Raw genomic sequence first — 12,806 nt, 5'->3', positions numbered from 1 at the left:
TCTATTTTTTATTACAACGCGCTAGCGCTAAAACTCAGATATGGTAGTATTTCGCGTTAACTATTAACCTTGAGCGCATTACGTGAAATCAGAGGTTCCAAAATGACCATGCATGCAAACCATCAACTTGTCTTAACCGCAATAGGAGAAGACAGATCTGGTATTGTTGGCGAATTGACACAGCTTGTGAGTGACTGCAACTGTAATATTATCGACAGTCGTATCGCAATATTGGGAAATGAATTTACCTTTATTATGTTGCTAGCCGGTGACATGGCGTCTATTAGTCGTGTAGAACATACCTTGCCAGCAAAAGGGATGGAACTCGGTCTCTTAACCATGATGAAACGCACGTCGAGCCATCAGCAAGGCGAATACAGTGCAGGTTATACTTTGGAATATGAAGGACTAGATACTCCCGGTACACTAAGCAAAGTAACGCGCTATTTTGCAGCACAAGGAGTGAATATTTGTTCACTGAAGTCAGATACCTTTGAGCAAGAAGACGAGCTACATATGCGCTGCGAGCTTGAGTTTAATATTCCAGTGGATGTGGATATTGATAACTTTAAAGTTCAGTTCGAAGATCTTTCTCACTCCTTAAACGTAGACTATATATTTAGACGCATTCGCTAAGGATTTACTATGAATACTTTAAAAGTTGGTGATCAAGCGCCACTATTTTCACTGCAAAACCAAAACGACGAGACCGTTGAACTTGCTACTTTATTAAAGTCTCACCAAGTTTTAGTCTATTTTTATCCTAAAGCATTAACCCCTGGCTGTACGGTTCAGGCCGAAAATTTACGCGACCACAAAGCTGAACTAACTGAATTAAACACCGTGGCCGTTGGTATTAGTCCAGATCCTGTGAAAAAGTTAAAGAACTTTGAAAACAAAAAAGAACTCAACTTTGACTTACTCTCGGATGAAGACCACGCGGTAGCCGATGAGTTTGGTGTGTGGGGACTAAAGAAGTTTATGGGTAAAGAATATGATGGCATTCATCGCCTATCTTTCTTAGTCGGTCAAGACGGCACCATCAAGCACGTGTTCAATAAGTTTAAAACCAAAGATCACCATGAAGTCGTGATTAACCACTTAAAAGAACAAGCTTAAAGTGACTCCTTAAACCGTATTTACGTATATTTAAGAAATAAAAAACGGAGCCGAATGCTCCGTTTTTTATTCACTTCAACCAACTTTAATCAAGCGCTTTTTCTACTTTATCAAATAGCGTCGTGATCTCTTTACTTGGCTCCTTGGTCAGAAGGCTAACAGCAAAGATAGCGATAGTCGCGACAATAAACCCTGGAACAATTTCATATAATGTCGCGCTAAGCGGCTCACCATTATAAGTAAACGGACCATAGATCCATACCAACACAGTCACCGCGCCAGATACCATACCAGCAAGCGCGCCAGCAAAGTTCATGCGAGACCAGAATAAGCTTATCAGCACCAGTGGGCCAAATGCTGCACCAAAACCAGCCCAAGCATTACTTACAAGATCTAGAATCGAGCTATCTCTGTCATACGCAAGATAAATTGCAGCAAGCGCTACAACCAGCACACTAGCACGACCAACAAGCACCAGCTCTTTATCCGAAGCATTCTTATTCAAGAATATCTTATAAAAGTCTTCAGTCAACGAACTTGAACTCACTAACAATTGCGAAGAAATAGTACTCATAATTGCGGCAAGAATAGCTGCAAGTAAAAAACCAGCAATCAATGGGTGGAACAATAGCTGAGATAAAATCAAGAAAATGGTCTCGGCGTCATCCACAACAAGCCCATGTTCATGTGCGTAAGCTGCACCAAACAAACCAGTGCCCACAGCACCGAGAGCTGCAACTATCATCCAGCTCATCCCTATGCGACGCGCTGTCGGCATGTCTTTCACACTTCGAACAGACATAAAGCGCACGATAATATGAGGTTGACCAAAGTAGCCAAGACCCCAAGACATTGCTGAAATAATACCTATTGCACCAGCCGAACCAACCCAAGTTAACATCGTTGGGTTTAACTCATTTAGTGTTTGAGATAGCGGATTATCGAGCAGTGAGAAGGTAACTAAAGGCACTAAAATCAAAGCGATAAACATAATACAACCTTGTACAAAGTCGGTCAGACTTACCGCTAAAAAGCCGCCAAATAAAGTATAAAGCACAACAACGCCGGTGGTGATGTATAAACCACTCTCATAGCTCATGCCAAATGAACTTTCAAACAGCTTACCACCAGCAACCACACCAGAGGAAGTATATAGGGTGAAGAAAACAATGATCACTAACGCTGAGACTATTCTTAGCGCGTTTCCTTTATCTTCAAAACGATTTGCAAAATAGTCAGGAATGGTTATCGCATCATTTGCATACTCTGTGTAAACACGCAGGCGTGGTGCAACCAATAAATAGTTAAGCCAAGCACCAATCACAAGACCTATTGCAATCCATGTACTGCTAAAACCATACAGGAACATGGCACCCGGCAGACCCATTAAGATCCAACCACTCATGTCGGATGCGCCCGCTGAAAGCGCCGCTACACTTGGTGGTAAGCTACGACCGCCCAACATGTAGCCTGACACATCACTGGTCGACTTTTTATATGCGTATAACCCAATTCCCAACATCGCAATAAAATACAATGCGAGAGAGATTATCGTACCTATCTCCAAATTAGCCTCCTAATTGTTAGTTGGGCTCTTCTCCAAATGTGAGCTTTTTCTATCACTTAATTATTCGATTTCTAACTCACTTTGAATAAAAGCCAAAAACATAAAGAACCCACTATAACATGCACAAACCATACACCCAACCACCTGCGACCATTGATCAAAACAGTATTTTATTCGTACCTAATTCAACTGGTTAATTATCATTCAGTCTATGTTCTGTATTTACCCATATTCTGTAAACTCAATTTCCCAGCGTGACCTGATTGCACTTTTACCTTATATTAAAGCCAATAGCATTTGTTTGGACGGTAGTATCTATGTACTTTTACGCGGCTCGTCAGCCAATTTTTGATGTCCAAAGGGAATTGATTGGATACGAACTTTTATTTCGTGATGGCCTAAATAATGTATTTCCCGAAATTGACGGTGATGAAGCAACAAGTCGCTTGGTTGAAGGCAGCCAGTTTACCTTTGGTCTTGATGACCTCACAAATCAACGCCCTGCTTACATTAACTTCACCCTAGAGACGCTGGCAAAAGGCTATGTGCAAATGTTGGCGCCAGAACAAGTCGTCGTCGAAATATTAGAAACGGTACAACCGGGAAAACGACTCTTAGCGTGTGTAAAAGAGCTTAAAGAGCAAGGCTATACGCTTGCACTTGACGATTACCATCACCAAAATGTATGGCGCCATTTTTTTCCCTATATTGACCAGATAAAAGTCGATTTGTTGGCAACTAACCTAGAGCAAATCCATACCATTAAAACCGCGATACAGGATTTCCCCAATATTGATTTAGTGGCAGAAAAAGTAGAAACCTACGAACAGTTTGAACTCGCCAAGTCGCTTGGATTCAAATATTTTCAAGGCTTCTTTTTTGCCAAACCCGAAATGGTCAAAACCAAAGCGTTGGCTCCTTCGGAATTAGCCATGGCTGAATTGCTTTATGAGACTTCAAGCGTTGAGCCCGACCTTGCTAGGATCACACAGGTCTTTGAACGTGATGTAAACCTAAGCTACAAACTTCTTCGTTATGCAAATAGTGCTGTATTTAAACGCCGAGCAGAAATATCAACGATTAAACAAGCCTTGGTTGTACTCGGTAGTGAAGAGCTTAAGCGTCTGATCTCATTATTATTTGCTTCACAGCTTAATACTGAAAAGCCCAAAGAACTACTTTCACTCTCTTTATTGCGCGCACACTTTATGGAAGCAATAGCAACCAAGGCCAATAAGATCTCTGATACTGGAAGTACATTTTTGGTTGGCATGATGTCACTGATGGACGCCATTCTCGATGACGATATGGCCAGTTTATTGACGAAATTACCCTTATCTCAAGAAATTAAATCAACCCTACTGAAAAAACCGAGTGCTTTTGGTATTTATCTGGACCTTGCTGAATCTATGGAAAAGGGTGACTGGGAGAATGTTGAAACCATATCAAAATCTCTTGGCGTAACCAGCCAAAATATCGCCGAGCTATATCAAAAGTCGCAAGTTTGGAGTGACACTCAAATAAAAGCGATAGAGTAACCTGTCAAAGGATGCGACAATCTGTCGCATCCCGCTAAGCACCTGATAGCGATAAAATAAGTGCACTAAAACAACTTCAAAGTGAACTTATGAAACGCACCCTACTCTCTCTTGCTATTGTTTCCTTATCTCCCATCACCCATGCTGATGAAATTGAAAAAATTGTTGTTATTGCACCGATGCAAACACCAATTACGCTAACAACGGATACCAAAGCAGTACGCCAACCACTACCAGCACAAGATGGCGCGGATTTACTCTCTTCAATTGCGGGGTTCTCACTAATTAAAAAAGGCGGCGCAAGCGCTGACCCTGTGTTTCGTGGCATGGCAGGCTCTAGAATTGCCATTATCGCCAATAATGGTCAAACGCTTGGTGGTTGCGGTAGCCGCATGGACCCGCCTACGGCATATATTACGCCACAATCCTACGACACCTTAAAAGTCATCAAAGGCCCACAAACTGTGTTGTATGGTCCGGGCAACAGTGCTGCGACTGTGGTGTTTGAACGTGAAAATGAACGCCTAGCTAAATCTGAAGTGATTGGCTTTACCAATGCGGTGCTTTCGAGCCAAGGCCGCCACAGTGTTAACAGTGATATCAAGGCTGGTAATGAACGCGGATACGCTCGGATCGCAGCAAATTACAGTGATGCAGATGATTATGAAGATGGTAATGGCACCAAAGTTCACTCAGCGTATGAACGCTGGAATATAGACACAGAGTTTGCCTATACCCCAAGCGATGACGCTTTTTACTCTATCACTTACGGGTTAAGCGATGGTGAAGTTGCCTATGCCGACCGCATGATGGATGGCAGCCTCTTCGACCGAGAAAATATCGGCCTGAATATCAAATTATCTTCCCTTTCATCACTGATTGAAGAGTTAACATTCAACGCATACTATAACTACGTTGACCACATCATGGACAATCATAGCTTACGTCCTTTTGTTGCTAACATGATGATGAAAACCCCAACCTCCTCCAACCCTGACCGTAAAACTTATGGCGCAAAGCTTACGTTGACTTCAGAAATCAATGCCCAACATACTTTTATTTACGGTGTCGATTATCAAGCAAATGAGCACCGCAATCGAGTCAGCCGAGATCAATTCAACAATCCGGTAGAAACGATGCCACGCCAAATAGATGCTGAATTTAGACAGCTCGGTGTATTTGCCGAGTTCGAATATCAATTGAGTCAAACTAGCCAATGGGTTAGCGGATTGCGCATTGATGATTGGCAAAGTGAAGATCATCGCACCATGATAAGCGCAATGATGTCGATGAAACCAAACCCAACCGCCCTACAAACAAGAGACGATACGTTATTCAGCGGATTTAGTCGCTATCAAGCACAATCTAAAAACAGTAGCTATTTTGTCGGCTTCGGCGTTACAGAGCGCTTTCCCGATTACTGGGAAGTAGTCGGTGGTAGCCGAGGAAGTGAAACGTCTATTTCTGCCTTTAATGTCGATACTGAAAAAAACGTGCAATTAGATGCTGGATTGGTAAAGCAGTTCAAAGACATTAACGTCAATTTCTCGGTGTTCTATAACCAAATTGACGACTATTTATTAATCGACAATATGTTTGAAAAGATGAATATGATGTCAAAAGTGACCAGAAATATTGACGCGGAAACCTTCGGTTTTGAGGGTGAAGTAATGTGGCAAGCGAGCAAAGCGCTGCAACTCACCAGTAGTATCAACTACCTAAAGGGTAATAACCTTACCGACAATCTCGCATTAGCTCAGCAACCGCCTCTGCAACTGCGTATTGCGAGCAATTACCAACTAAGCGATAAGTGGCAACTAGGCGGATTGGTAAGATTAGTACAACATCAGCACAGAGTGGCGATTGGACAAGGGAATATTGCAGGGCAGGACATCACTGCAACGGCAGGCTTTGGCACACTTTCACTCAATACCAATTATCAATATAGCGATGCATTACAGCTCAGTGCTGGCGTAGATAATGTACTCGATAAAACCTATGCCGAACATTTAAGTCGTTCAGGCGCCGCGGTAAGTGGCTTTGACCAAATTGATCGAGTCAATGAGCCGGGACGGACGCTCTGGGCAAATCTTAACTGGCGCTTCTAACCGTATACTAAGATAACCAAAAGGTCGGCGATTGCCGACCTTATTTTTACAAGTTCTCTAAAAAGTTCTCGTCAAAATCATCCGGCTCTTCTTCCATTGGCGGGTTGCCATCGAATAGCTCGTACAATTGACGTTGATAATATACATCCTTTAAGAAAGTGTATGGATCAAGCGACTCATTTAGCAGCTTTTCTTGTGACATCAAAGCCGCTCTTGCTTCAACCGCACGCAGCGCGAACACTAATACTGTTTGTGGCGTAGTGAGTGCAATTTCTGGCAAGACAAAGTTATCGACTACATCACCCGTTAAGTTTCTCGCGGTCGTCGGTCCCATACCAGGGATCATAATATAGGCACCATCGCCAACGCCCCACACACCAAGGGTTTGGCCAAAATCTTCGTCTTTAAGCTCAAGCCCAAGTGTTTTCGCAACATCAAACAAGCCAAAAATACCGACCGTAGAATTAACTAAAAAGCGAGCAACATTGATTGCCATATGATCAGGCTTACCCTGTAGTGCTGCGTTTACTGCATCGGTCGGTGCGGCGATGTTGGTGGTGAAATTAACCACACTACTGCGTACAGGAGCGGGAGTCACCGCGACATACCCTTTAGCAACTGGCCGTAAAATATAGGCATCCAACACATCCATGTTGAAATCATAGAGTGGGCGGTTAAGTGATTGAAATGGATCTCGTGGATCCTTTTTCTCTTCGGGTACTTGCGCACAACCAACAACGGTCAGCGCAAGTAAACCTGTGAGCACAGCTTTAAGCATTTAATTCCCTGTATTTGTTAAGACACGACTAATCTCGACATTGAGCTGATTTTCGCCTTGTTGAAGCTCAATTACGCTTGAAACACCCTCGAGTTCTCCTTCTGAAGGCATAACTGAACCATCATTAGAAACACGAGCAGTGACCGTAACTTGAGAAAACTTCGATAAAGTTAATTCAGGCATCATTGCCATACTATCATCTAGGTTTACCGTCATTGGCAAGTTAAAGTTTGTAATTTTGGCGACCGCCAATGGCATGGCGGGACCTTCAGCTGCCTTTGCAAAAACGAACAAGGTACTGTCCTTTGGAATCTTGTTCTGTAACTCTGCCGAAATGGTTACGGTAGCGACAATATTGGCTTTGGCAGCAACTGACTCATCTGTTTGTTGACCTAACTTTTGTTCGATTTCAGCAATCCGCCCTGCGATCATCTCATAACGCGGATCATCTTTGGTCAATTGTGACAACAAGACTTCAAAAGCGGCTTTTGACTCTTTCCAATCTTGACGTTCATAGGCAATTAACGCCAGCAAGCTTATCGCATCAATATTCGTTGGATCATTCTTGAGCACTTTTGACAACATTCTGGCCGCGCGATTCATACTTGGCTCTGAGCCCTCTATCAATAATGCTTGGCTATAATTCACTAGGACATTGTTGTTATTAGGTTGCATCACGAGTGCTTTATCAAATGCCTGCATCGCCATCTCAAAGTCACTAAGTGACATTGCAACACGACCAAGTAACATCCATGCAACTGCATCGTCGCCAGCTGTTGCTAGTTTAGTTCTTAGCCCCAGCGCAAATGCTTGTAGCTCGTTGGCATTGAGCGGCTCTCCAGATTGCATTACTGCACGCTCACCATACTCAGGTAACTTTTCAACGGCTTCATGCCAGCTCGCTATTTGCCTGTGGCTACCCGTGTAGAAATAAAAGACACCTGTCACCAACACCATAAAAGCAATACCCGTCAGCGCCAACACACGGTTGTCACCACGACTCGTCAATGACTGTTCAGGCGATAACTCATTCAATAAGCGACGCTTGAGTTCAACCACAGATTCATTATAACTGTCTTTTTCGATACGCTGATTAGCAAGCTCTTCTTTTAACTCTTCCAAACGCTGATGGAAAATATCGATACGCTCGGCATTCGCATCATGATCAACCGTGATGCGTCTTTCCTTTTTAATAAACGGAAAAACTACAAAGAGACTGGCAAATACGCCCAGCAGAAGAAACAAAAACCACATTTGGGTTAAATCTGTCGAGAATTCGCTCACTGCTCACGCTCCTGACGTTGATATTGATTAATGAGCTCAGTCAGCTTTTGTTCGTCCGCTGCATTCCAATCTTGCTTTTTCGCAGCGCGTTTTTGACGAAATACAATAAAGCCGAAGCCTAAAATAATGATTGCCACTGGCAGTACCCAAAGTACGATCGTTGCAGGCGTAACAGGTGGTTGATAATGAACGAAATAGCCATAGCGGTCGATCATATAATCAATGACCTCTTGCTTAGACTGACCTTCATTAACCAAAGCGATGACTTTATCACGCAGATCTTTGGCTACGACGGCATCTGAATCTGCAATGTTTTGGTTCTGGCATTTCGGGCAGCGTAGCTCATGAGTCAGCTCTCGGAAAGTTTGCTCACGTTCAGCTGTAGCAAAGTTATATTTGTCTTCCGTTGCTTGTGCCGCTGCGGTAATCATCATTAAAAGCAAAACAATTACATATTTCATTGCGTTAACTCCTGATAGATTGCCGCAAACTTAGTGCGCCACACGCGTTCATTGATGTCGCCAGTATGATGCAACAAAATCTTACCTTGCTTATCTACCAAAAAAGTCTCTGGCGCGCCTGAAACACCTAGATCCAGTGCTAATGTACGCTCCAAATCAAGAATGTTAAATTGGTATGGGTTACCAGCACGACTCAACATGTTATTGACATCTTGTCTTAGAGCATTGATATCAAACTGGTCGCCAAAATCAGGGTCATAAGCCTGCTCGTAATATAGACCTATTATTTTCACGCCACGCTCTCTAAGCTCAGTTAAATAACCCAGCTCAGCGATACACGTTGGGCACCAAGTGCCCCATACGTTCATCAAGTAGACTTCACCCTTAAGCGAGTCGGCTGTCCAGGTTTTATCACTATCCATTAGATCGGGTAATGAAAACTCAGGCATAGTGTGTCCTAAACGGCCGGTCTGGAGCTCTCTAGGATTACCAAATAGTCCTTGGTACAAAAACACACACAGGAAAATAAATATCAAAAAAGGCACTAAACCTAATAACTTGCGGTTCATGTTAAGCCTCCACTTGGGATGATTTTTTCACGCGGCTGCGGTAGCGTTTATCCGCAAGCACAATGAAGCCGGCAAAAGAGATAAGTAGCCCACCTAGCCACATCCAGCGTACGTATGGTTTGTGATAGATCCTAAGCGACCACGCGCCTGCAGAAAGCGGCTCGCCGAGTGCTAGATATAAATCACGGAAGAAACCATCATCAATAGCGGCTTCGGTCATAAACTGCATCCCTACATCATAACGGCGTTTTTCTGCATGCAGCTCGGTGACTTTTTTACCATTTTTGAATACCGTCACTACGCCAGCATGACCACCGTAGTTCGGGCCTCGAATTTCTTTTACGCCATCAAAGCGATATTCGTACTCGTTTAGCATCGCCGTTTCACCGGGTTTCATGCTCACAGAGCGCTCAACTGAGTATGCTGAAGTTAACGTCACCGACGCAATAACAAAGGCAATACCAACGTGCCCGAGTACCATCGCCCAATAGCTCAACCCTAGCTTTTTAAAGCCGATCGCAACACTCGGGTGAACAGTCACTTTATTAAATAAGTCAGCAGCGGTAGCCACACTTATCCACACAGCCAACGCTGTCGCAACAAATGTCAGAGGTGCCACCACTTCATAGCTCGAATACAACCACGTCGCAGTAAGTACTAAACTCACCGCAATCAATACAGCCCACTTTTTCACTAGTGGCGGCATCTTATTTTGTTTCCAGCGCAGCATAGGTGCTAAACCTAGCAAAATCGCGAATGGCACGATTAATATCGCAAACATTTGGTTAAAGAAAGGCACGCCAATAGAAATAGAGCCTAAGCCCAGCTCTTTGTGGATCATAGGCAATAACGTGCCTAACAATACAATCAAGGTCGCAACCACTAAGAAGATATTGTTGATCCACAGCGCCACCTCACGCGAAATGAATTGATAGCGCCCCTCACTATATACTTGAGCTACGCGCAGTGCGTAAAGCGCTAAGCTACCACCCACAACCACAGCCAAGAATGACAGGATATATAAACCACGGTCTGGATCGGTTGCAAACGCATGCACCGAAACGATGATCCCAGAACGAACGATAAAGGTACCAAGTAAACATAAACTAAACGCGGTGATAGCAAGTAGTACGGTCCAAGACTTAAACACACCACGCTTTTCCGTTACTGCGAGTGAATGCAATAAAGCCGTTGCAACAAGCCAAGGCATCAGTGAAGCGTTTTCAACTGGATCCCAGAACCACCAACCGCCCCAGCCAAGCTCTGAGTACGCCCACCAACTACCAATTGTAATGCCAAGAGTAAGAAAGCCCCATGCGGCCATTGTCCAAGGACGTGACCATTTAGCCCAAGTATTATCAAGTTTACCGGTTAAAAGCGCAGCAATTGCAAAAGAGAATGACACTGATAAGCCAACATAACCCATATAAAGGAGTGGCGGGTGAATGATCATTCCAGGGTCTTGCAATAATGGGTTTAAATCACGCCCTTCAACAGGGAAGTAAGGAAGCAAACGCTCAAACGGGCTCGACATCCACAGGGTATAGAGCATAAAGCCCACACCTAAAAAGCCAAGTACGCCTAACACACGCGCTCGCAAAACCCACGGTAGCGACTTTGACATCACTGCAACCAGCATGGTCCACATGGATTGCATTACCAACCACAGTAAAATTGCGCCTTCGTGTCCACCCCACGTTGAGGTGATTTTATAATACCAAGGCAAAGTACTGCTCGAATGATGTGCCACATACGCAACCGTAAAGTCATCCATTAACGTGATGTAGATCAGTACCATAAATGAGAACACCACAAGAATACACTGACCAACGGCCAGTGAAGGAGCGGCTTTCATCAGCCTCAAATTACCCGTATAAGCCCCCCACAATGGGAAAATACACAGTAATAAGCTCAATGCCATCGCCAGAACTAAAGCGAAGTAACCTATTTCTGGGACCATCTTAGTTCTCGCTGTTTAAATTATATTTTGGCTTTTCGTGCTTAATGCCTTTCACGGCTTCCGCCACTTCTGATGGCATATACTCTTCATCATGCTTGGCAAGTACTTCAAACGCTTCAACTACATTAGACTCAACTAATGTCCCTTGTGCTACGATACCTTGGCCTTCACGGAATAGATCAGGAAGAATGCCTTTATAACGAATAGTAACCATAGGACCGGTGTCGATAAGTTTAAATGACACATCTAAGGACGTTTCATCACGCACCACTGACCCTGGTACAACCATACCGCCAATGCGCAGTTTCTGGCCAATTTGCGGTATTTCTTTTAACTCACCTTTACCTTCAACAAGCTCGCTCGGCGTGTAAAACAAATTAATATTTTCTTGTAGTGCGTAAAGCGTAAGCCCGACCGCTGCGCCAATACCAAAGATAACGGCAACAACGGTGAATAATCTCTTTTTGCGTCTAGGATTCATGCTTGCGACTCCTCTTTTGCTTTTTTAATGCGTGCTTCTCTTGCCATTTGCGCTTTAACTGCTTGCTTTAGCGCCTTACCATCCAAGATAGAGCCGACTAAAATACCAGCCAGTATTAATGCACATGAGCCGAATGAGAGCCAAACATAAAAGCCATAGCCACCCATGGCTAAAAATTCACTGAAGGATTCAAACTGCATGATTAACCCCTATTCACTAATTCGCGGACCCAAGGACGGTGTTGCTCGCTTCGTAAAATTTCATTTTTCAAACGAATTAGCGTAACCACGCCAAGCACACCAGCAAACGCCACTATGTTGATCAACAAAGGCCACAACATGGAAGGATCAATCGCTGACGTATCAAATTTGGTGATAGTTGACCCCTGATGCAGCGTATTCCACCACTCTACCGAGAAATGAATAATAGGCAGATTAACGACCCCGACAATGGCAAGAATACAGGCAGCTCTACCACCTGATTTTTTATCTTCAAAGGCGTGATATAGAGACAAAACACCAAAATACAAAAACAGTAGGATAAGCTCTGACGTCAATCTTGCATCCCAGACCCACCAAGCGCCCCACATAGGTTTACCCCAAGCCGCACCGGTGATTAACGCAATCGCGGTCATTGCCGCACCAATAGGAGCAATGGCAATAACCGCCAGTTCAGCATTACGAATTTGCCATACCAAGGCAACAATAGCCGCAATAGCCATAGAAGAGTATGCACCCATCGACCAGATAGCCGACGGCACATGAATAAAGATAATACGATAGCTGTCTTTTTGTTGGTAGTCGGCTGGCGCATAGGCTAACCCCCAAACCCATCCAACAATTAAGCCCACTACCGCAATCACGGCAAAGTAAGGAAGCAAGGTGTTACACAGTTGGTAAGCACGCTCCGCTTTGGCATAAGGATGTAACCACTTCCACATT

13 protein-coding genes are annotated in these 12,806 nt (G+C 43.9%); 4 read left to right on the top strand and 9 right to left on the bottom strand.

The window, feature by feature from the left end; all coding sequences use genetic code 11:
• Window positions 1-102 precede the first annotated feature (102 nt).
• Both MHN30_RS03500 and bcp read left to right on the top strand, forming a co-directional pair.
• Window positions 103-636, top strand: a complete 534-nt coding sequence (locus MHN30_RS03500) for an ACT domain-containing protein (RefSeq protein WP_010369065.1) — start codon at window positions 103-105, stop codon at window positions 634-636.
• Between the two features lie 9 nt (window positions 637-645).
• Entirely contained in the window at window positions 646-1,119 is a 474-nt protein-coding gene (gene bcp, locus MHN30_RS03495; protein ID WP_222242960.1) for a thioredoxin-dependent thiol peroxidase, read from the top strand.
• Between the two features lie 85 nt (window positions 1,120-1,204).
• Here the strand turns inward: bcp and putP are convergent, their stop codons facing one another.
• Window positions 1,205-2,686, bottom strand: a complete 1,482-nt coding sequence (gene putP, locus MHN30_RS03490; RefSeq protein ID WP_222242958.1) for a sodium/proline symporter PutP — start codon at window positions 2,684-2,686, stop codon at window positions 1,205-1,207.
• Window positions 2,687-3,003: 317 nt separating this feature from the next.
• Here putP and MHN30_RS03485 point away from each other — a divergent pair, with 317 nt between their 5' ends.
• Together MHN30_RS03485 and MHN30_RS03480 are read left to right on the top strand one after the other, a co-directional pair.
• Window positions 3,004-4,224, top strand: a complete 1,221-nt coding sequence (locus tag MHN30_RS03485) for an HDOD domain-containing protein (RefSeq protein ID WP_239358283.1) — start codon at window positions 3,004-3,006, stop codon at window positions 4,222-4,224.
• Window positions 4,225-4,313: 89 nt separating this feature from the next.
• The gene (locus MHN30_RS03480) at window positions 4,314-6,332 is read left to right on the top strand and encodes a TonB-dependent copper receptor (protein WP_239358265.1); all 2,019 of its coding nucleotides are present in this window, start codon (window positions 4,314-4,316) and stop codon (window positions 6,330-6,332) included.
• A 46-nt stretch (window positions 6,333-6,378) separates the two neighbouring features.
• On the opposite strand, the gene MHN30_RS03475 is transcribed toward MHN30_RS03480, so the two are convergent.
• The 8 genes from MHN30_RS03475 to MHN30_RS03440 are packed head-to-tail and all read right to left on the bottom strand — an operon-like array spanning window position 6,379 to window position 12,805.
• Complete coding sequence (locus tag MHN30_RS03475; RefSeq protein ID WP_039492483.1) at window positions 6,379-7,110, bottom strand: VacJ family lipoprotein; 732 nt, start codon at window positions 7,108-7,110, stop codon at window positions 6,379-6,381.
• Window positions 7,111-8,394 (bottom strand): c-type cytochrome biogenesis protein CcmI, encoded by a 1,284-nt coding sequence (gene ccmI, locus MHN30_RS03470; protein ID WP_239358255.1) that lies wholly within the window; start codon window positions 8,392-8,394, stop codon window positions 7,111-7,113.
• The gene (locus MHN30_RS03465; RefSeq protein ID WP_039492487.1) at window positions 8,391-8,855 is read right to left on the bottom strand and encodes a cytochrome c-type biogenesis protein; all 465 of its coding nucleotides are present in this window, start codon (window positions 8,853-8,855) and stop codon (window positions 8,391-8,393) included. Before MHN30_RS03465 ends, ccmI begins: the two co-directional genes overlap by 4 nt.
• Window positions 8,852-9,424 (bottom strand): redoxin family protein, encoded by a 573-nt coding sequence (locus MHN30_RS03460; RefSeq protein WP_010606381.1) that lies wholly within the window; start codon window positions 9,422-9,424, stop codon window positions 8,852-8,854. The genes MHN30_RS03465 and MHN30_RS03460 overlap by 4 nt, the downstream gene beginning before the upstream one ends.
• Before the next feature lies 1 nt (window position 9,425).
• Entirely contained in the window at window positions 9,426-11,384 is a 1,959-nt protein-coding gene (locus MHN30_RS03455; protein ID WP_239358245.1) for a heme lyase CcmF/NrfE family subunit, read from the bottom strand.
• Between the two features lies 1 nt (window position 11,385).
• Entirely contained in the window at window positions 11,386-11,865 is a 480-nt protein-coding gene (gene ccmE, locus MHN30_RS03450; RefSeq protein WP_010369083.1) for a cytochrome c maturation protein CcmE, read from the bottom strand.
• Window positions 11,862-12,065 (bottom strand): heme exporter protein CcmD, encoded by a 204-nt coding sequence (gene ccmD, locus MHN30_RS03445; RefSeq protein ID WP_039492491.1) that lies wholly within the window; start codon window positions 12,063-12,065, stop codon window positions 11,862-11,864. Before ccmD ends, ccmE begins: the two co-directional genes overlap by 4 nt.
• Before the next feature lie 2 nt (window positions 12,066-12,067).
• The gene (locus tag MHN30_RS03440) at window positions 12,068-12,805 is read right to left on the bottom strand and encodes a heme ABC transporter permease (RefSeq protein ID WP_010369087.1); all 738 of its coding nucleotides are present in this window, start codon (window positions 12,803-12,805) and stop codon (window positions 12,068-12,070) included.
• Window position 12,806 lies beyond the last annotated feature (1 nt).

Source organism: Pseudoalteromonas sp. OF7H-1, from assembly GCF_022347825.1.
GTDB classification, from domain to species: Bacteria; Pseudomonadota; Gammaproteobacteria; order Enterobacterales; family Alteromonadaceae; genus Pseudoalteromonas; species Pseudoalteromonas maricaloris.
Note: the sequence above shows the minus strand (reverse complement) of the source record. Positions and strands in the feature narration are given on the sequence as shown.